Genomic DNA, 19,453 nt, shown 5'->3' with positions numbered 1-19,453 from the left:
TCATGTTAAACTAAAAATACTCAATATTTTGGAGGTCTAAAAATGAAAAAGCGCGTTGGTTTATTATATGGGGGGAAATCTGCTGAGCATGAAGTATCTCTATCAACAGCGGCAGCAGTGACAAAAGCAATCAATTATGACAAGTATGAAGTATATCCAATTTTCATCACATTGGATGGTCAGTGGCTTAGAGGACCTCAAATAACAAAACCCGTCGAATCAATTGAAGAGCTGCAATTCAAACGAAATGGCAGCTCCCCGAATAATATTACAGAATTTATATTAGATCAAAACACTCAAGCTCAATTTGATGTTGTTTTCCCTTTGCTGCATGGTACAAATGGGGAGGATGGCACGGTCCAAGGTTTGCTGGAAGTGTTGAATTTCCCTTATGTAGGAAACGGCGTACTGGCATCGGCAGCCGGGATGGATAAAGTAACAATGAAACAATTGTTTAGTGTTGCCGGTTTAAACCAGGTTCCTTATGTTCACTTTATCCGAAAAGAGTGGAATCAAAATCAAACTGAGCTTGTAGAAAAATGCGAAAACGAATTAACATGGCCTATGTTCGTTAAACCTGCTAATTTAGGGTCGAGTGTTGGAATTAGCAAGGCGTCAAATCGTGAAGAACTAATTCAAGCGATTCAACTAGCCTTCCAATATGACCGTAAAGTGCTTGTGGAACAAGGGGTTAAAGCGCGGGAAATTGAAATGGCAGTATTGGGAAATGACGCCCCGAAAGTATCTGTTGCCGGAGAAATCAAACCGATGACCGAGTTTTATGACTATGACTCCAAATATAAAGATGGCTCTACAGCTTTGATCATTCCTGCTGAAATCACTTCAGAGGTGGAAAGTGCAATGAAAGATATGGCTGTTCGCGCTTTCAAAATATTGGATTGTTCAGGTCTTGTACGTTCGGATTTCTTTGTAACGGATAATAATGAAGTCTTGATTAATGAAGTCAACACGATGCCTGGTTTTACGCCTGTCAGCATGTATCCTTTGTTATGGCAGCATACCGGCATAGAATATCCTCAATTAATTGATGCATTAATTGAGTTGGCAATTGAACGCCACACAGAAAAACAACAACTACAATACAATCGAGATTAGAGTGAAGAATCATGAAAAGAACGATAAAAGAAATTGCCAATTGGCTTCATATTGAACATACGGATTTCCCTGATGTAGTGGTGGAAGGTGTTTCGATTGATACAAGAACCATCCGGAAAGGAGACTTATTTATTCCTTTCCGCGGGGAAGCGGTCAATGGCCACAAATATGTAGAACAGGCATTTGAAAAAGGTGCAGCTGCCGCACTTTGGCTAAAGGATGAACCCAATCCTCCAAAAGATCGGCCAATTTTATTGGTCGACGATGCAGAGCATGCTTTGCAACAATTGGCGCGTGCCTATCGACGCAGACATGGAGCGAAATTTATCGGTGTGACAGGATCAAACGGAAAAACATCCTCAAAAGATATAATGGCCAGTATGTTGTCTCCTTATTTTAAAGTGCAAAAAACAATCGGCAATTATAATAATCAGTTAGGGTTGCCGATCACCCTCCTGAATCTGGATGAAGATACGGAGATTGCAGTATTGGAAATGGGAATGAGCGGATTTGGCGAAATCGAGTTTTTAACGAAGCTTGCTGAACCTCATTTGGCAATCATTACGAATATCGGCGAAGCGCACATGCAGGACTTGGGTTCGCGTGAAGGAATCGCCCAAGCGAAATTTGAGATTATTCAAGGGTTAAACTCGGATGGCGTTCTATTTTATGATGGCGACGAACCGCTTCTGCTCAATTTAGTAGAAAAGCAATCCCAACTGAAGTCAAAATCCTTTGGGTTCCAGGAAGGAAACGATTTAACAGTAACTTCGATTGAAACAACTGAAAAGGGAAGCCGATTTACCGTTAATGGAGAGTTGGAAGGGGACTTCTTCATTCCTGTGTTAGGGAAGCATCAAGTGAAAAACGCGCTAAATGCCATGTTGGCCGGAAAAGCCCTTGGACTGGACGAAGAGCAAATTCGCCATGGGTTGTCTCAAGTTTTTTTAACGGATATGCGCATGCAATTAGTGCCTACGAAAAAAGGAATTCTCTTTATTAATGATGCTTATAACGCAGCACCAACCTCCATGACGGCCGCGATTCAGTTTGTCCAATCAACATCTCTGCGCGAAGATAAGTGGTTGGTGCTGGGCGATATGCTGGAATTGGGCGAAAACGAAAAGCCGTTTCATGAGCAGATTGCAACGGTCATCGATTCTGAAAACATTTCGAGGGTCTGTATGTTTGGACCGCGAATGAAATGGTTATATGAACAATTGAAGTACCAATTCTCCGAAGAGCGTTTGCTTTATACGGAGAACCATTACGATGAAATTGTTGCTTATATAAATGAACATGCAAAGGCGGATAAAACCTTGATTTTGCTTAAGGGTTCGCGTGGCATGAAACTGGAAACAATTTTAGAATCGTTTTTATAAGGAAAAAGGTACTTTTAAGACAATGTCAGTCTTATTAGTGCCTTTTTTTAGAGGGAAAAGAAGATGTGGAGTTTTTGAGTTTGAACAGTATCCAGCTGCGAACGCCAGCTCCTCGACAACTTCGGAACTGCCTAAAAGGGCAAAGAGCGCCCTTTTGTCAGCCCCTCCGACGCACATGGATGTGCTAGTGCCGACAATGCTGCTGTCGCTTCGCTTTCGCGCAAAAAACATCTGCCACACGACGTGGCGTTATTGTCGGCCAGTTGTTGGGGCGCTCGCGTTGTGAGTCATGTCGGCGATGCTGCTGTCGCTTTGCTTTCGCGCAAAAAAACATCTGCAACACGACGTTGCGTTTTCGCCGACGCGGAGCTAACGGGCGTTCTCCGCTTTTCTTTTGTCCAGCTCCGGCGGCTAGCTCCTCGAGCGTTTCGACTCCTCCTACGAAGGCAAAAAGCGCCTTCTTGTCGGAGTCTCCGAAGCACAGGATGTGCAAGTGCCGACAGTGCCACACGACGTGGCGTTGTTGTCGGCCAACGCTTGTCTGAGCTAATCGAGCCGCCTTCGCTTTTCTTATTAGGAGGGAAATCAATGAGCATTGGGGTTTTGATGATTCATGGATTTTCTGGCGGTCCGTATGAAATCGATCCACTGGCTTTTTACATACAAAAAAATACAGATTGGGTGATTGAAAAACCAACGCTTGCCGGTCATGGCGAGGTTGAAGCTCTCGCATTAAAAGGCTATAAAGCGGAACACTGGTTGATGGATGCTGAAATCGCCTACAGAAAATTATCAAAAAAAGCAGATGAAATTTATATTGTCGGCTTTTCAATGGGTGGAATCATCGCTATGTATTTAGCTATCCGCTATAAAGTAAAAAAGCTTGTTTTATTAAGTGCGGCAGCTAAATATATAGCACCGGCGCAAATTCTGGCAGACCTTAAAAAGGTGTCAAAAGATGCAATTCGTGGGCAATTGAGCGACAACGAATTATTTAAACGATACGAGAGCAAAATAAAAAATGTACCGGTGAGCAGCACCTTCCAATTTATGAATATCGTCCGTCAAGTGGAGCCTTATTTGAAGAAAATCACAGCACCAACTTTTTTAGTGCAAGGGCAATTGGATGGGATTGTCCCTTACACAACAGCTCAATATTTATATGACCAACTTGCTGCGCAGCAAAAGGAGTTATACATTTCGCCAATTGGTAAGCATCATATTTGCTATAGTAATGATTGTGACATATGGTTTCCGAAAGTTTTAAATTTCTTGAAAAGCTAGCACGAATATTAAAAATATTATAACAAGAGCAATATCGTTGCAATGTGGTCAAGAGCCGTGATAGACTAATTTTAGCAATGGATACATTTTGTGCGAAGGCTCTTCAAGAAAACAGATGAAGAGTGCTTTTTTTTGAATTTAAACGGTTTTATTCTATTTATTAGAAAACAAGAAATGTGTAGAATTGAACCGCTCGGCAAAGACCGGGCTTTCCTTTTCATATAAATCGCTCCCTGACAATAATCAGGGAATTATTAAGTATCGGAAACGTTCCAAACTTAGGCTCAAAGTTTGCCGACATTTCATCTGAAAATGTAACCATTTGTCAACTTTAAGGAAAAAAGGAGATTGAAGAGTTTGACAAATTTTTCAGAATTAAATATTAGCGAATCGACATTACGTTCATTAAAACGTATGGGATTTGAAGAAGCCACACCCATCCAGGAAGGTACGATTAAGTTTGCAATGGAAGGCCGCGACGTATTGGGCCAAGCTCAAACTGGTACAGGTAAAACAGCAGCATTCGGTATTCCACTAATTGAAAGAATTGACCCAAAAAACCCGGCGATTCAAGCATTGATCATCGCTCCTACTCGTGAATTAGCTATCCAGGTATCGGAAGAACTTTATAAAATCGGTTATGATAAACGTATAAAACTTTTATCTGTTTATGGTGGTCAAGATATTAGCCGTCAAATCCGTGCACTGAAAAACAAACCACAAATCATCGTTGGTACTCCAGGCCGTATCCAAGACCATATTAATCGCCGTACATTAAAGCTTGATCAAGTACAAACGCTTGTATTGGACGAAGCGGATGAAATGCTAAACATGGGCTTTATCGATGATATCAATGCGATCCTGGAAAATGTTCCAGAGAATCGTCAAACGTTATTATTCTCGGCAACAATGCCGCCTGCAATTCGTAAAATTGCATCAACATTCATGAAAAACCCTGAAGAGGTTAAAATTAAATCCAAAGAAATGACAGTTGAAAATATCGAGCAATTTTTCGTAAAAGCTCAAGAACGCGAAAAGTTCGATGTGTTAACTCGAATTTTAAATGTACACCAACCGGAGCTAGCGATTATCTTTGGCCGTACAAAACGCCGTGTTGATGAATTATCACAAGCGTTAAGCATCCGCGGTTACGTGGCAGAAGGAATCCACGGTGACTTAAGCCAAGCAAAACGTATGTCGGTGTTGCGTCAATTCAAAGAAAATAAAATCGACATTCTAGTTGCGACAGATGTTGCTGCTCGTGGTCTTGATATTTCTGGTGTTACGCACGTTTATAACTTTGATATTCCTCAAGATCCAGAGAGCTATGTTCACCGTATCGGCCGTACTGGTCGTGCCGGTAAATCGGGTCTTGCCGTTACTTTTGTAACACCACGCGAGATGGGTTACCTGCGCATCGTGGAAGAAACTACGAAAAAACGCATGACACCACTTCGCCCGCCATCAGAATCTGAAGCACTTGCTGGCCAACAAAAAGTAGCTATGGAGAAGTTGGTTGAAATCGTTCAAGCGAATGAGTTAAATGACTACCGTATTTTAGCGAATGAATTGCTTGAAGAACATAATGCGGTGGATTTAGTTGCAGCGGCAATTAAGTCCATGACAAAAGAGCCGGACGATACACCGGTGACAATTAGCGAAGAGCGCCCATTGCCTGCACGTAGAGAACGTTCTGGTGGTGGTGGCCGTGGTCGCGGTGGCGATTCCCGCGGTGGACGTCGTGACTTTGGTCGTGGCGGACGCAGCGGAGGAGGAGCTCGTCGTGATGGAGGACGTCGTGATGGTCGCCGAGAAGGCGGACGCAAAGACGGAGACCGTCGTCGCAGCAGTTCCCCACGCCGACGTGAAGACTAATTTAGTATATGAAAGTGCCCTATTTATTAGGGCGCTTTTTTTATATAATGATACATATAAAGACAATGGAATGGGGTGGAATGCGTGCGTAAACAATTGATGTTCCAAATTCCGAAAAAAGGATTGACGGTTTGGCGTCTATATGGATTTCTCAATACGATGATTATCGGCATTCTTGCGGCAGTCGTTTGCTTTGTTACTTATTTTTTTGAGTGGCCATCGTTTATTTATCTTATAGGGTTTGCACTTATTGTACTTGTCGGCCTCGCTTCAATTTGGTGGTTTCCGAATATTCGCTGGAACCATTGGAGATATGAAGTGCGGGAACATGAAATTGAAATACAAAATGGGTTGTTTATCATTAAACGTACATTAATTCCGATGGTGCGTGTTCAACATGTCGATACATCGCAAGGACCTATTTTAAAAAAGTATGACCTAGCAAATATCTCTATTTCTACAGCGGCCACAACACATGTTATTCCTATGTTGATAACAGAAGATGCAGATCAACTAAGGGGACGCATTTCAATACTGGCAAGGGTGGCTGAAGATGATGTCTGATCAACGTTATAAGCTGCATCCCATATCGGCAGTCATTAATTTTGTAAAAGGGTTGAAAGAGCTGATTCTTCCATTTGTTGTACTCTTTTTTGCTAATGGCTTTAACCTAAAGGAGAATTCCGGACAAAATGATTTTTGGCTAAGCCTTATTCCAGTGGGGATTTTTCTGCTCATTACGATAGGCCTTTTAATCAGCGGCATAATCAAATGGTGGACGTATGAATATTGGTTTGAAGAGGGAGAGCTTCGAGTGGAGTATGGGCTTTTCGTGAAGAAAAAACGATATATTCCCTTCGATCGAATTCAAAGTTTCAACTACAAAGAAGGTATTTTTCATCGGGTTTTTGGCCTGGTGCAAGTGATGGTGGAAACAGCCAGCAGTACAAGCGGAGAGGCTGAAGTCATTTTAACGGCTATCTCAAAAGAAGCCGCAAATAGAATTGAAATAGTGACCAGAAAACAAAAAGAAGAAATCCGGCATGCTGATTTGCAAGATTCTCCATTAATCGTTGAAGAAATCGCAGAACCTTTATCCCGGGTGATTCATAAAATGACAACCAAAGAATTGATTATTCTTGCAACAACATCCAGCAGTATGGGGGTAGTGATTGCCGGGACAGCTGCAGTTCTTTCTCAATTCGCGGAATTTATTCCATTTGAACGTATCTTTGAAGAACTGTCAGCTTTCATAAAATTTGGTTTTGTTATTGTGGCTTTATCAATCATGGCTGGATTGTTCATAACATGGCTGGCTGCTGTAGTTGTTACCTTTATAAACTATTATGATTTTACTGTATGGGAAGAAAACGATCGGCTTATCATAACAAGGGGGCTGCTCGAAAAGAAGCGGGTGACCATCCCTTTAAACCGGATACAAGCGGTGAAAATCGTCGAAAATCCATTAAGACAGCTATTTGGCTTTGCAACTGTGGCTGTTGAAAGTGCAAGTGGCGGGTTTGGGGGAGATGATAAAAAAATCACGCTATTTCCTCTTATTCGCAAAAAAGAGTTGTTGAGTCCATTGGAAGAGCTTTTTCCTCGGTTCAACTGGGAACCGTCGTTTACAAAGCCGCCCAAAAAAGCTAAACCATTCTTTTATCGAATCGATTTTATTTGGTTGGCTCCTGTGATTTTAGCTAGTTCGTATTGGTTGTTCCCTTATGGATTGCTTTCTTTCCTGGTGATTATTCCAGCCGTTTTGATTGGTTTGTGGCAATATAAAACAACCGGTTTTGCGATTAATGAGCAACAATTAACGATTGTCTACCGCGTATTCAGCCGGGTAACCTTTCATGTGGAGAAAAAGCGAATTCAAGCTTTGGAAAGCAGGCAAAGCTACTTCCAAAAAAGAAGGGAAATTGCAACTGTGCAAGTGAGGGTAATGTCCGGAATGACGGGAGCGTCCGCCAAAGCGGCAAACCTCGAAAATGAGAATATAGAAGAAATTATGAAATGGTTTGAAAAATCGAACCCGACCATTGAATAACATAAAAACGGCTGTCCAGAATCTTTCCGGACAGCCACTTTTCTCTTATAGCACTTTTATCGCTGTGGCGGACACATCAAAAGCCGCCTTCTTGGCCGCAAAGGAGTGCCGTAAAATAATTTTAGACGGCCTTGGTTGTATTATTTCTTTCTCCAGCGAAGGATATTCTTTGGCGAGAAATAGGACAAACCAAGCAGGAATCCGGTAATCAATCCACCTAAATGACCGGCAACATTAATGTTGGGCGTAACAAACGTTAGAATGACACTAATAATAATCAACGGCAAAATTACTTGCTTCAGTTGAGGCATGGTACGGCGAGTATAGTAGACAAGCGCTGCAAAGGCTCCAAAAATTCCGTAGATGGCACCACTTGCACCTACACTTGCATAGATCCCTTCTTGGCTTACATAAGTAGCGACATTGCCGAAAATGCCTGCTAGGAAATAGATCGTTAAAAACCTCGCCTTGCCGGCAATTTTCTCAAGCTCTGGCCCAAACAAGAATAACGAGAACATATTAAATAACACATGCATAAAGTTGGCGTGAAGAAATAAAGATGTAATCAGGCGCCACCATTCTCCATTACCGATTAAATAATTCACGCTCATCCCTGCATAAAACACTTTCTCGCCGATAGAAGGCATCATTGTTATGATATAGACAACGAGATTCATCGCGATAATCGTTGACACAACGGGATAAAGCTTTAGGAATTGCCGAAAATTCTCTCTACGAATAAACATATATCCACCTCAATAAGTTCAAATACGCCTTGGCGTATTTACGTCCAGATTATATCCAATTGCTCGATAAACTTCCTTAGAAAATCTGTGACATCCGCCGGGAGGCTTACTTCATTCATTCGGGATGAGACCCTATAAAAGCAATATACTTTTTTATTCATCTTAGCATGTATTGAATCAGAAGTTTTCTAATGAATGAAGTTAAGTTAATTATACATTGTATTTTATTAATAATAAAAGGAGAATACCCATATGATAAAAGGAATTGGACTAGATATAGCAGAAATCGCACGAATAAAGAAAGCCATGGAACGTTCGGAAAAATTTCAGCAACGAATATTATCTGAACGGGAATTGACGTTATTCACTCAATTATCAGAACAAAGAAAGCTTGAATTTCTGGCAGGGAGATTTGCGGCAAAGGAGGCATTTTCGAAGGCAAATGGTACAGGTATAGGAAAGGGCTGTGAGTTTCATCAAATTGAAGTGCTAAGAGATGCTGCGGGAAAACCAGTTTTATATTTTGATGGAGATCTAGTGAGTGGACATGTCAGCATAACGCATACAAAAGAATATGCAGCAGCTCAAGTGATTCTATTGAAAGAAGTCTAGAAAAAATTCTATGAGAAGAAATGTTCATTATTGGCGGTGACAGTGAAAGAGAAGCCAGTGTAGAGAATTATTTTGCGGGCTTGTCCAAAATCGATAGCATAAAGTTAGTTTTTCGCTCATATATTTTGACATCAGAGCTGAAAGTAGAAGAAAGGATGGAGTTTTGCGACAGAAATTAACCTTAGTATTTGTCTTGTTGTTAGGTGTGCTAATGCTTGCAGCTTGTGGGGAGGATTCACAGGAGGATGTTCTGCAAAATCTTAATGATAAGTGGAACGATGTAAAAGGATATGAACTAGATGCCACAATGGAAATCAAGACTGGTGCTGAACCAAGAATCTATGATGTAAACGTATGGCATACGAATCCGGAATTTTACCGAGTGAAAGTTACGCAGCAGGGTGAAGATGTCACTCAAATGATTATCCGCAATAAAGAAGGGGTATTTGTAGTAACACCTTCATTAAGAAAAACGTACAAGTTCCAAAGCGAATGGCCGAAACAAAATAGCCAAGCCTACCTCATTGGCGCTTTGGCAGAAGACTTATTGGCCGATAGTAATGTGACGATGGAAGAAGACGAGAAGAATTATGTCTTCACGGCAGCTACAAGAAATAATCACAAAAGCATTATGCCTACACAAAAAATCGTTGTGAATAAGAAAACGATGCTTCCAACTTCAGTATCTGTTTTAAATGAAGCGCAAGAAGAGCAAATGTTGATTTCATTCAAGAATATTGATCTTGGCATGCAGCATAAAGAGAGTGAATATGCAGTTGAGAACTTCTCGCCTTCCAATGGAGATGAAAAAGCCAGTGCAAGCGCAGAAGTAGCGACTACCGAGTTCCAGACATACTATCCTTCATTAAATTGGGATAATACAAAACTGGTAGACGAGGAAGCGGTCTTGAATGACGGAGTAGAACGGAGAATTCTGACGTTCGAAGGCGAGAAATCATTCACGCTTGTTCAACAGCCAATCGTTTATGAAGAAAACTCGACGCTTCCGGTTTATGCTCCGGGCGATCCAGCAGATTTAGGATTTACAATCGGCGCGATTACTGAAAACTCAATCAGCTGGGAAAAAGATGGTTTATCCTTCTTTATCGCCTCCGATAATTTAACGCAAGAAGAAATGATGGAAGTTGCTGCCTCAGTTACAACGGGTGGATTGAAATAAATTTGACAGTGTGCGACGAGTAATCGCAGGGGCAGGACGTTGCGTTTTCGTTGGCGCGAGGCTAACCAGGGCGCTTGCGCTTTTGATCAGATGGCTGGGAAGTGGACGAGTGGCACTTCCCAAGCCAACATCTTATCTAACGCTTTATAGGTTTATGATGGACAATCATAGAAATAAAAAATAAAATAAATATTATAAATGCCAATTAATTGAAGTTTAATATCAGTAAAAGAGGGAATACCTGAAATGCAAAACAATAACTACTTCCGTCCAACAAAAGCGATCATAGATTTAGAGGCAATTCGAAATAATGTAAGACGTTTAAAAGAATACTTAAAACCTGGTGTGCAAATTATTGCTGTTGTGAAGGCAAATGCTTATGGACATGGGGATGTGGAAGTTGCCGGAGCGGCTATCCAATCCGGAGCGACCATGTTGGCGGTGGCAACACCGGACGAAGCGCTTCATCTTCGCCAATATTTCCATGACATTGACATTCTGGTCTTGGGTTATGCTCCAGTTTCATTTGCACCATATGCAGCATCCGAAAATATTATTTTAACTGTCTATTCATCGGATTGGGTAGAACAAGTAAACACTTTGGCACTTTCGCAGCCTATAAAAGTGCACATAAAAATCGACACAGGTATGGGGAGAATTGGGGTTAAGAGGATAGGTGATTTTCATAACCTATATCAACAAATCAACTCTTCTTCGAATTTATTGGTCGATGGAGTGTTTACACACTTTGCAACTGCAGATGAGGAAGATAGTCAGTACTTTGATTATCAAGCTGCCAAGTTTGAAGAATTTATAAGTTCTTTGCCTGAAAAACCGCGACTGGTACATGCCGCCAATACGGCTGCCATGTTGATGAAAGATCCGTCGGTTTACTATGATGCAGTCCGGTTTGGAATTTCGATGTATGGTCTTGCACCCTCCACCTATGTAAAAACCAAATTACCGTTTCCTTTAGAGCCTGCATTTTCTTTGGAAACAGAGCTCATTGAAGTAAAGAAAATCCAGCCTGGTGAATCGGTTGGTTATGGAGCAGCTTTTACTGCCGAGGAACCGTCGTACATAGGAACAATTCCCATTGGCTATGCTGACGGAATCATTCGAAAGTATAGTGGCCAACAGGTTTTAATAGATGGAATACGTGTACCAATCATCGGAAGAATTTGTATGGACCAATGTATGATATTGTTACCGAGTGCATATAATATAGGTGAAAAAGTAATTTTAATCGGAAAACAAAAAAACGAAGAAATTACAATTGACGAATGGGCAACGAAAGCAGATACAATTAACTACGAAGTTCCTTGTATCATCACAGCTAGAGTTCCCCGAATCTACTAAATAATAATTTGCGACAAAATCTTCACCAAAAACCGAAAAAACTACATAGATAGCCATAATTTTTAATAATCATCTTTTCATCTACTCATTTCGGTGATAGAATTAGAAAAGAATTTGAATGGTACGGTTTTTGTGGAGGTGCTTGTTTTGTACGCGAAAAAAGTAGAAGAGGTAAAGGAAGTGTTAGAACTTCCTCAAGAAATGTTGAAAGCATTTAATACACTTGAGCAAAAATCTCGAGAAAATGAAAATTTTGTTTATATTTCATCTCGCAGATTATCTACGCACAAGCAACCAAATCAAATACGGGAAGCTTTAATGAAAGGCTATGTGGAAATGTCGCAAATCAACCTGACTATTTGTAGCGAATGTCTACATGCAGAGTATGAAGCGGAACATATGGTAGAGCGTCTCGTAAGCGGGGGATGACATTTTGATTGTGAAAAGAGGGGACGTCTTTTTTGCGGATCTGTCACCAGTGGTGGGATCCGAACAAGGCGGTACAAGGCCTGTATTAATCCTTCAGAACGATATCGGTAATCGTTTTAGCCCAACTGTAATCATCGCGGCGATTACTGCACAAATTCAAAAAGCAAAATTGCCAACTCACGTCGAAATCGATGCGAAAAAGTATGGATTCGAACGTAATTCGGTAATTTTGCTTGAACAAGTGCGTACGATAGATAAGTCAAGGCTGACGGACCGTATTACCCAATTAGACGATGAACTTATGGAAAAAGTTGATGTCGCATTGGAAATAAGCTTAGGTTTAATGAAATTTTAATACATAATTGATATGAAATGACCCAAGAGAATCTTTTGGGTCATTTCTTTTTTTTATACGCCAAAAGGCATAAGAAGTTTTGGTAAAAAATAGGATTATTGGTTGAAAAGTTTGAATATTTAACTCCGCCATTTGAAGTTAATGTATACAATCGGTATAGTAGTGTTATCTAGGTATATTCAGAATCGGTAAATTACAAGAAAACTTTTTATCATTGGGGGGGTGCAGTGATGAATAAGAAGACCATTGAGATTATAACAGAATTAGATATTATAACTGCACGTAAATTAGGTCGAAATGAAGCGAAAAGAATTGGGTTCGACAAAGTTGATCAAGCAAGGATTACAACAGCTATTGGCGAATTGGCTAAAAATATATTTTTCTATGCCCAGACAGGGAAGATTGTAATAGAAGAAACAATAAGGGAAGGGATAAAAGGCATTGCGATAACCTCAATTGATAAGGGGCAAGGAATCGGTGATGTCCAAAAGGTGCTGGAAGGAGAGCATTCGCCGACAAGTACCGGGGCTGGACTTCCTGCTGTAAAGAGATTGGTAGACTCCATTAACATAGAGTCGGAAATTGGAAAAGGGACAATCGTAAAGATTGTTAAATGGCTAAGTTAGGAAGTGTTTTGATTGCAACAATTAAAAAAGCTGTATAAACAAATTTTATCAGATTATATATGTAATCAAAATGAAAGCGATTTATATATCGGGCAAAACTTAATCAAGCAAATGATCCAGAAAAATGTTTCCCCGGAAGATGTAATAAGCATTCACAAGCAAGCGCTCGAAGAGTTTTATGGGGAATTGCCGGAGACCGTCATACATGCCTATGATTTTTTGATTGAAGTAATGGTGCACTATGGCTTGAAAGTGAAGGAGCATCAAAGTTTGCTGGTAAAACAAGAAGAAATGCGGATTGAGATGGATATTGCAGCGCAAATCCAAAATCAATTGCTGGAAAATGAAGTGCCGAAAACCAAATGTACAGATATCGGAATGATCTCCGTTCCCCTACGCAAAATGAATGGGGATTATGTGCACTTTAAGTATGATTCCGCGAATTACTTGGGCGTTGCCGTTACGGATGTGGTCGGAAAAGGAGTACCGGCCGCGCTTTGCATGTCGATGGTGAAATATGGCTTGGATACTTTGGAGTACGCAAACAGCAATCCTTCCTATGTACTGGAAGTATTAAATCAACTAATCGAAAAAAGTGTGGATGACAGTATGTTTGTCTCGCTTTTCTATGCGCGATATAATCTTCATTCAAATATTTTTACGTGGAGTTCTGCCGGCCATGAACCATCCTTATATTATAATGCTGCAGAACATACTTTTTATGACTTGGAAGCAAAAGGCTTACTTCTCGGCATTTTACCGGAAGTAAAATATTCACAGCAAGAACTCGAACTGAAGGAAAATGATTTTATCATCATCATGACAGATGGCGTAACGGACTTTCGTAAAAACGAAGGATTTGATGCGCGGGAAAAAATAAAAGAACTCGCTCTATCATTTCAACATTTAAATGCCCAGGAAATGTGCAATACTATATACCAAGAGCTGCTCAAACTGCAAGATTTTAAATTGTACGATGATTTTACGGTCGTTATAATAAAAAAAAATAAACTTTTTTAAAGAGATAGGTTTAAGCTTTTTAAAAAGGGGAATATATCGAATAGCAATTATGGAGGTGCCCTAAATGAACGTTAATATACAGTTTCGTGAAGATGGAGATTTATTGGTAGGGTTTATTGAAGGAGAGATCGATACTTACACAGCTCCGGTATTAAGGGAAGAACTGGAAGTGATTAATTTATCCGAGGGATTAACAATAGAGTTGGATTTATCAAACGTTAATTATATGGATAGTACTGGTCTGGGAGTATTTGTTGCCTTTTATAAGAAAGTTGTGAAAGAGAACGCTGCCTTGAAATTGGTCAACCTTTCTGGACGACTAACTAGATTGTTTGAAATTACAGGCCTGAGTGAATTAATGGAGATAGAAAAGGGTGGGGCAACAAATGCGAGCATTTGATTATATTGAGATTAGAGTTCCAGCGAAGCCGCAATACGTTAGCGTAATTAGATTAACGGTTTCTGGCTTGGCATCGCGAGTGGGCTTTTCATATGACGAAATTGAAGATTTAAAGATAGCTGTAAGTGAAGCTGTGACAAATGTGGTTCAACATGCTTATAAAGATCATGAGGAAGGAGAAATTGTAATTGGTAACGCATTATATCATGACAAAATCGAAGTAATGGTCTCCGATTATGGCACTAGTTTCGATTTTCAAGAAGTAAAATCGCAAATCGGACCTTACCAAGAAAATGAAAATGTTGCGTTATTACGTGAAGGCGGACTTGGCCTCTACTTAATGGAAACGTTAATGGACGAGGTAAGAGTGAACAACAATGAAGGTGGAGTCACTGTTTTCATGACAAAGTATGTCACGAGAGAGCAGGTGAATTCAAATGTCCAATCAATCACCACATAATCGAAGTTCAGCCGAAGATATTTTGAAGCTGATTGACGAATATCAGCAAAAGGAAGATTCTTCGGCTCTGGATCAATTAGTTCTTCATTATAAGAATTTGGTTGAATCCATAGCGAAAAAGTATTCTTACGGCAAGTCCAATCATGAAGATATTGTACAAGTAGGAATGCTTGGATTACTGGGAGCAGTTAGACGTTTTGATACATCCTTGGGGAAAAGTTTCGAGGCTTTTGCCGTTCCAACGATTGTCGGAGAAATCAAGCGGTTTTTGCGTGACAAAACTTGGGACGTTCATGTACCTAGACGCATCAAGGAACTAGGTCCAAAAATCAAATCCGCTGCTGAAGTTTTAACAACACAACTTCAATACTCACCTTCCATCGCGGAAATTGCCCAGTATTTAGAGGTGGAAGAAGAAGATGTGTTAGAGGCAATGGAAATGAGCAAAAGCTACCATGCCCTTTCAATGGACCATTCTATCGAGGCGGATGCAGATGGCGGTACGGTAACGTTGATGGATGTAATTGGTAAAGAAGATGAAGGCTATGAAAGAACCAATCGTCGAATTGTTGTTAGTGAAGCACTGGAAGTATTGGAAGAACGTGAAAAAGAAATTTTGAAATTGACATATTATGACCAGCTCAGCCAAAAAGAAGCTGGGGAAAGATTAGGGATTTCTCAAATGCATGTTTCTCGGATACAAAGAAAAGCAATTAAAAAGCTGCAAGAGGCCATTACAGCTGACAGTGTTTTGGAACAGCTTTGAAGATTCTATTACATAGAAATAAAATCATCAAACACTGTGTGTCAAAGTTCCATGGAATTTCCACTATTGCAAGCGTGAAAATATAAAGTACCCATTCTGAAAGGTCGATTTTCAGGATGGGTTCTTTTTGTTTAAGAAGAGTTGCTGAAAAGGATTGGCAGGGTCCGGAATAGAAGATAATAAGCAGGGAGTGTTAAAATATGAAATAGATGTAACTTGGAAAGGCAGTGGAATGATGGAAGCAAAAAAAATGCTGCAAATGATTGCAAGCGATACAAATGTGAAACCGCATCAGGCAGAAGCGGTCATTAAATTATTGGAAGATGGGAATACCGTACCCTTTATTGCCCGCTACCGAAAAGAAGCAACAGGTTCCTTGGATGAAGTGCAAATAAAATCAGTTGAAGACCGCTATCACTACATACAACAATTGGAACAAAGAAAAGAAGAAGTAACTCGGTTAATTGATGAGCAAGGAAAGTTGACTGAAGAGTTGCAAGCATCGATTCAAGCAGCCACTGTATTGCAACGAGTGGAAGATTTATATAGACCTTTCAAGCAAAAGCGCCGAACTAAAGCAACGATAGCAAAAGAGAAGGGGCTGGAGCCTTTAGCTGAGGCTTTAATGAGTTTTCCGCATGAAGACATTGAGAATATGGCTTCTTCTTATTTGGATAATGAAAAAGGCGTTGAAACGGTGGAGGAGGCTATCTCCGGTGCACAAGATATTCTGGCCGAAAGATTTGCCGATGACGCAGCGGTACGTGATCAACTTCGCAAGTTTTCATGGAGAGAGGGGAAAATCGCTACTTCGGTAAAAGATGAAGAAAAAGACGAGAAGAAAGTGTTTGAAATGTACTATGAATACGAAGAACCGGTCAAACACATTGTCCCACATCGTATATTGGCGATTAATCGCGGTGAAAAGGAAGACATTCTAAAAGTGTCCATTCAAGTACCTTTGGATAAAGTTCTGCAAATCATGGAAAAAACGTGGATTCCCATGAAATCCGATTCCCCTGCCATTCCATATGTCAGAGAAGCGATAGAGGATGGATATAAACGTTTAATTCAGCCTTCAATCGAACGGGAATTGCGGAATGAACTAACGGAAAAAGCAGAAGCGCAAGCCATTCATATTTTTGCCGAAAATTTAAAGAGCCTTCTATTGCAGCCGCCTATGCGCGGCAAAATGGTGCTGGGTGTAGACCCCGCCTACAGAACGGGTTGTAAATTGGCTGTAGTCGATGAAACCGGTAAAATGCTGGAAGTAACGGCCATTTACCCACATCCGCCAAAACCGGATGTTGCTAAATCCAAAGCAGCGGTAAAAGCTATATTAAATAAATATCCGATTTCAATCATTGCAATCGGCAACGGCACAGCATCACGCGAAACAGAACAGTTTATTGCCGATGTCCTAAAGGAAGTCGAGAATGATGTGGCCTATGTGATTGTGAACGAAGCGGGGGCATCCGTTTATTCGGCTTCAGAAGTGGCTCGTAATGAGTTTCCGGATTTGCAAGTAGAACAAAGAAGTGCAGTCTCGATTGCGCGTCGTTTGCAGGATCCATTATCTGAACTTGTTAAGATTGAGCCCAAAGCGGTAGGTGTTGGTCAATATCAACATGATGTTTCCCAAAAGAAATTGGCCGAGTCTTTGACATTTATCGTAGAAACAGCAGTTAACCAAGTTGGGGTAGATGTTAATACAGCTTCTTCTTCTTTATTGCAATATGTATCCGGTTTGTCGAAAACGGTAGCGGAAAACATCGTAAATGCCCGAAGCGAAGGGGGAAGATTTACTTCACGAGCACAATTGAAGAAAATTCCTCGACTAGGGGCAAAAACTTATGAACAAGCCATTGGATTCTTGCGGATTCCAGAAGCCAAAAATCCATTGGACGCAACAGGAATCCACCCGGAAAGCTACAAATTAGCTGAAGAAATCTTAACGTATGTTGGCTTATCCAAAAAGGATGTTGGGTCCAAGCAATGTGAAGAAGCCCTTGCTTCTGTCGATATCGCCGCTTTAAGCCAGCAGCTAAGTGTTGGAGACGTTACGGTAAAAGATATTGTAGATGCTTTGATAAAGCCAGGTCGAGATCCCCGTGACGCTTTCCCGCAGCCATTGTTAAAGACGGATATTTTAAAGATGGAAGACTTGCAGGTGGGAATGGAATTGCAGGGAACTGTTCGAAATGTCGTTGATTTTGGTGCCTTTGTAGACGTAGGAGTAAAACAAGATGGGCTTGTCCATATCTCAAAACTGCAAAAACGTCGTGTCAAGCACCCTCTAGAGGTAGTTTCATTGGGCGATATTGTAACTGTCTGGGTCGATAAAGTGGAAGTTAATAAAGGCCGTATTTCTCTCACGATGATTGCTCCGGAAAAACAAGTAGAACTGATACAATAAATTCTATAGTAGCGAAGAAACACTTTGGTCCATTGCCAAGGTGTTTTTTCTTCGCTATGAACTGTTTTGTATTATATGATAGATTATTGCTTGGGGGGATTTAAATGACGGATCAACAACTTCAGCTATTGGTGGAAGAACTCTCGCAGCAATATTTCGGACAGCCCTTTTTACATAAAGCTTATTTCAATAATCGATTGCGGACGACTGGTGGACGATATCTGCTAAGAAGCCATAATATTGAGTTTAATAAAAAGTCATACGAAATCTTTGGGATTGGTGAATTGCGCGGCATCATACTGCACGAACTATGCCACTATCACCTTCATATAAGAGGAATGGGATATAAACACCGTGATGCGGATTTCCGGGCACTTCTAAAAAAAGTTGGAGCCCCACGCTTTTGTTCAACAATCGAAGAAAACAAAAGGCAGACAAATGCTAAGCAATATATCTACGAGTGCAAGCAATGCAAACAAAGGTACCCAAGAAAGAGAAGGATGAACCTCCAGAAATATCGTTGCGGTAAATGCAGGGGACAACTAATTGAATGGAATGTAGAATTATGAAAAAAGGACGTATTTTTCTTAAAAAAATTGACCATTCTATTTTAGCTGCAACATTTTATCTGCTAGAAAGCCTTGATAAATAAGGATTTCTAAGCCTTTTAAGAAATGATGAAAAAACTTTTGTTAAAAGTGTTGACTTTATTTAAAACTATCTCTATAATAGTAAAAGTCGACAAGATAAGTCGCGAAACATTCCGAAGTAGCTCAGTGGTAGAGCAACCGGCTGTTAACCGGTTGGTCGTAGGTTCGAGTCCTACCTTCGGAGCCATGGCCCGTTGGTCAAGTGGTTAAGACACCGCCCTTTCACGGCGGTAACACGGGTTCGAATCCCGTACGGGTCACCACTTATTATTTTATTCTATAATAAAACAAGTAAATTGGTTTGCAATTTGGTCCCGTGGTGTAGCGGTTAACATGCCTGCCTGTCACGCAGGAGATCGCCGGTTCGATCCCGGTCGGGACCGCCATTGTTGGGGTATAGCCAAGCGGTAAGGCAGCGGATTTTGATTCCGTCATGCCCAGGTTCGAATCCTGGTACCCCAGCCATTTATTTGAGCCATTAGCTCAGTGGTAGAGCATCTGACTTTTAATCAGAGGGTCGAAGGTTCAAGTCCTTCATGGCTCACCAGTTTTTTATTGACAATAACTTAAAAAAGTTATATACTTATAAAAGTCTTCATTGAATGCGGTCGTGGCGGAATGGCAGACGCGCTAGGTTGAGGGCCTAGTGGGGGCAACCCCGTGGAGGTTCAAGTCCTCTCGGCCGCACCAAGCAGCACATTCGGATATGCGCCCGTAGCTCAATTGG

Annotated in this window: 19 protein-coding genes and 6 tRNA genes; 24 read left to right on the top strand and 1 reads right to left on the bottom strand. The window is 40.8% G+C overall.

Features of this window, described 5'->3' with window-relative positions; all coding sequences use genetic code 11:
- The first annotated feature begins 42 nt into the window (after positions 1–42).
- The 6 genes from D1B33_RS12670 to D1B33_RS12645 all read left to right on the top strand — a co-directional run bounded on the left by D1B33_RS12670 (position 43) and on the right by D1B33_RS12645 (position 7,707).
- On the top strand, positions 43–1,116 hold the full coding sequence (locus D1B33_RS12670; RefSeq protein ID WP_118876771.1) for a D-alanine--D-alanine ligase: 1,074 nt from the start codon (positions 43–45) through the stop codon (positions 1,114–1,116).
- 11 nt (positions 1,117–1,127) lie between these two features.
- Positions 1,128–2,498 carry a UDP-N-acetylmuramoyl-tripeptide--D-alanyl-D-alanine ligase gene (locus tag D1B33_RS12665; protein ID WP_118876770.1) on the top strand — a complete coding sequence of 457 codons (1,371 nt, stop codon included), beginning with the start codon at positions 1,128–1,130 and terminating at the stop codon, positions 2,496–2,498.
- A 588-nt stretch (positions 2,499–3,086) separates the two neighbouring features.
- Entirely contained in the window at positions 3,087–3,782 is a 696-nt protein-coding gene (locus tag D1B33_RS12660; RefSeq protein ID WP_118876769.1) for an alpha/beta hydrolase, read from the top strand.
- A gap of 357 nt (positions 3,783–4,139) precedes the next feature.
- On the top strand, positions 4,140–5,657 hold the full coding sequence (gene cshA, locus D1B33_RS12655; protein ID WP_118876768.1) for a degradosome RNA helicase CshA: 1,518 nt from the start codon (positions 4,140–4,142) through the stop codon (positions 5,655–5,657).
- Positions 5,658–5,741: 84 nt separating this feature from the next.
- Positions 5,742–6,221 (top strand): PH domain-containing protein, encoded by a 480-nt coding sequence (locus D1B33_RS12650; RefSeq protein WP_118876767.1) that lies wholly within the window; start codon positions 5,742–5,744, stop codon positions 6,219–6,221.
- Entirely contained in the window at positions 6,211–7,707 is a 1,497-nt protein-coding gene (locus tag D1B33_RS12645) for a PH domain-containing protein (protein ID WP_325049472.1), read from the top strand. Before D1B33_RS12650 ends, D1B33_RS12645 begins: the two co-directional genes overlap by 11 nt.
- 140 nt (positions 7,708–7,847) lie before the next feature.
- Here the strand turns inward: D1B33_RS12645 and D1B33_RS12640 are convergent, their stop codons facing one another.
- Positions 7,848–8,453 carry a rhomboid family intramembrane serine protease gene (locus D1B33_RS12640; protein ID WP_118876765.1) on the bottom strand — a complete coding sequence of 202 codons (606 nt, stop codon included), beginning with the start codon at positions 8,451–8,453 and terminating at the stop codon, positions 7,848–7,850.
- Between the two features lie 252 nt (positions 8,454–8,705).
- On the opposite strand from D1B33_RS12640, the gene acpS reads away from it, so the two are divergent.
- The 18 genes from acpS to D1B33_RS12550 all read left to right on the top strand — a co-directional run bounded on the left by acpS (position 8,706) and on the right by D1B33_RS12550 (position 19,416).
- Complete coding sequence (acpS, locus tag D1B33_RS12635) at positions 8,706–9,065, top strand: holo-ACP synthase (protein ID WP_118876764.1); 360 nt, start codon at positions 8,706–8,708, stop codon at positions 9,063–9,065.
- 211 nt (positions 9,066–9,276) lie between these two features.
- Positions 9,277–10,245, top strand: coding sequence for a LolA family protein (locus tag D1B33_RS12630; protein WP_118876909.1), 969 nt, complete (start codon positions 9,277–9,279; stop codon positions 10,243–10,245).
- Between the two features lie 246 nt (positions 10,246–10,491).
- Positions 10,492–11,604 carry an alanine racemase gene (gene alr / locus D1B33_RS12625; RefSeq protein ID WP_118876763.1) on the top strand — a complete coding sequence of 371 codons (1,113 nt, stop codon included), beginning with the start codon at positions 10,492–10,494 and terminating at the stop codon, positions 11,602–11,604.
- Positions 11,605–11,805: 201 nt separating this feature from the next.
- Positions 11,806–12,033: a hypothetical protein gene (locus D1B33_RS12620; RefSeq protein WP_407656735.1), complete on the top strand. Its 228-nt coding sequence runs from the start codon at positions 11,806–11,808 to the stop codon at positions 12,031–12,033.
- Between the two features lie 4 nt (positions 12,034–12,037).
- A complete protein-coding gene (locus D1B33_RS12615; RefSeq protein WP_118876761.1) occupies positions 12,038–12,388 on the top strand; it encodes a type II toxin-antitoxin system PemK/MazF family toxin in 351 nt (116 codons plus the stop codon).
- Between the two features lie 230 nt (positions 12,389–12,618).
- Positions 12,619–13,014, top strand: a complete 396-nt coding sequence (locus tag D1B33_RS12610; RefSeq protein WP_118876760.1) for an ATP-binding protein — start codon at positions 12,619–12,621, stop codon at positions 13,012–13,014.
- Positions 13,015–13,026: 12 nt separating this feature from the next.
- Positions 13,027–14,034, top strand: coding sequence for a PP2C family protein-serine/threonine phosphatase (locus D1B33_RS12605; RefSeq protein WP_118876759.1), 1,008 nt, complete (start codon positions 13,027–13,029; stop codon positions 14,032–14,034).
- A gap of 64 nt (positions 14,035–14,098) precedes the next feature.
- A complete protein-coding gene (locus D1B33_RS12600; RefSeq protein ID WP_118876758.1) occupies positions 14,099–14,434 on the top strand; it encodes an STAS domain-containing protein in 336 nt (111 codons plus the stop codon).
- The gene (gene rsbW / locus D1B33_RS12595; protein ID WP_118876757.1) at positions 14,421–14,894 is read left to right on the top strand and encodes an anti-sigma B factor RsbW; all 474 of its coding nucleotides are present in this window, start codon (positions 14,421–14,423) and stop codon (positions 14,892–14,894) included. The genes D1B33_RS12600 and rsbW overlap by 14 nt, the downstream gene beginning before the upstream one ends.
- A complete protein-coding gene (gene sigB, locus D1B33_RS12590; protein WP_118876756.1) occupies positions 14,872–15,660 on the top strand; it encodes an RNA polymerase sigma factor SigB in 789 nt (262 codons plus the stop codon). Before rsbW ends, sigB begins: the two co-directional genes overlap by 23 nt.
- Before the next feature lie 235 nt (positions 15,661–15,895).
- A complete protein-coding gene (locus tag D1B33_RS12585) occupies positions 15,896–18,076 on the top strand; it encodes a Tex family protein (protein WP_118876908.1) in 2,181 nt (726 codons plus the stop codon).
- A 104-nt stretch (positions 18,077–18,180) separates the two neighbouring features.
- A complete protein-coding gene (locus tag D1B33_RS12580) occupies positions 18,181–18,645 on the top strand; it encodes a SprT family protein (protein WP_118876755.1) in 465 nt (154 codons plus the stop codon).
- Positions 18,646–18,838: 193 nt separating this feature from the next.
- Positions 18,839–18,913 (top strand) — tRNA-Asn (locus D1B33_RS12575).
- 1 nt (position 18,914) lies between these two features.
- Positions 18,915–18,989 (top strand) — tRNA-Glu (locus D1B33_RS12570).
- Positions 18,990–19,036: 47 nt separating this feature from the next.
- Positions 19,037–19,112: transfer RNA gene (locus tag D1B33_RS12565), tRNA-Asp, on the top strand.
- 4 nt (positions 19,113–19,116) lie between these two features.
- Positions 19,117–19,191, top strand: a tRNA-Gln gene (locus D1B33_RS12560).
- A gap of 7 nt (positions 19,192–19,198) precedes the next feature.
- A tRNA-Lys gene (locus D1B33_RS12555) sits at positions 19,199–19,273 on the top strand.
- Between the two features lie 57 nt (positions 19,274–19,330).
- Positions 19,331–19,416, top strand: a tRNA-Leu gene (locus tag D1B33_RS12550).
- Positions 19,417–19,453: the final 37 nt, after the last annotated feature.

It is taken from the genome of Ureibacillus yapensis (genome assembly GCF_003515775.1).
In the GTDB taxonomy this organism is placed as follows: Bacteria; Bacillota; Bacilli; order Bacillales_A; family Planococcaceae; genus Ureibacillus; species Ureibacillus yapensis.
This window is presented reverse-complemented; position numbering and strand designations above follow the sequence as displayed.

Coding starts and splice junctions, on each gene's coding strand:
- acpS (WP_118876764.1), top strand. CDS start 8,706: ATGATAAAAGGAATTGGACTAGATATAGCAGAAATCGCACGAATAAAG.
- sigB (WP_118876756.1), top strand. CDS start 14,872: ATGTCCAATCAATCACCACATAATCGAAGTTCAGCCGAAGATATTTTG.
- D1B33_RS12640 (WP_118876765.1), bottom strand. CDS start 8,453: ATGTTTATTCGTAGAGAGAATTTTCGGCAATTCCTAAAGCTTTATCCC.
- D1B33_RS12610 (WP_118876760.1), top strand. CDS start 12,619: ATGAATAAGAAGACCATTGAGATTATAACAGAATTAGATATTATAACT.
- D1B33_RS12670 (WP_118876771.1), top strand. CDS start 43: ATGAAAAAGCGCGTTGGTTTATTATATGGGGGGAAATCTGCTGAGCAT.
- D1B33_RS12630 (WP_118876909.1), top strand. CDS start 9,277: ATGCTTGCAGCTTGTGGGGAGGATTCACAGGAGGATGTTCTGCAAAAT.
- alr (WP_118876763.1), top strand. CDS start 10,492: ATGCAAAACAATAACTACTTCCGTCCAACAAAAGCGATCATAGATTTA.
- D1B33_RS12620 (WP_407656735.1), top strand. CDS start 11,806: ATGTTGAAAGCATTTAATACACTTGAGCAAAAATCTCGAGAAAATGAA.
- D1B33_RS12580 (WP_118876755.1), top strand. CDS start 18,181: ATGACGGATCAACAACTTCAGCTATTGGTGGAAGAACTCTCGCAGCAA.
- D1B33_RS12665 (WP_118876770.1), top strand. CDS start 1,128: ATGAAAAGAACGATAAAAGAAATTGCCAATTGGCTTCATATTGAACAT.
- D1B33_RS12645 (WP_325049472.1), top strand. CDS start 6,211: ATGATGTCTGATCAACGTTATAAGCTGCATCCCATATCGGCAGTCATT.
- rsbW (WP_118876757.1), top strand. CDS start 14,421: ATGCGAGCATTTGATTATATTGAGATTAGAGTTCCAGCGAAGCCGCAA.
- D1B33_RS12660 (WP_118876769.1), top strand. CDS start 3,087: ATGAGCATTGGGGTTTTGATGATTCATGGATTTTCTGGCGGTCCGTAT.
- D1B33_RS12585 (WP_118876908.1), top strand. CDS start 15,896: ATGGAAGCAAAAAAAATGCTGCAAATGATTGCAAGCGATACAAATGTG.
- D1B33_RS12600 (WP_118876758.1), top strand. CDS start 14,099: ATGAACGTTAATATACAGTTTCGTGAAGATGGAGATTTATTGGTAGGG.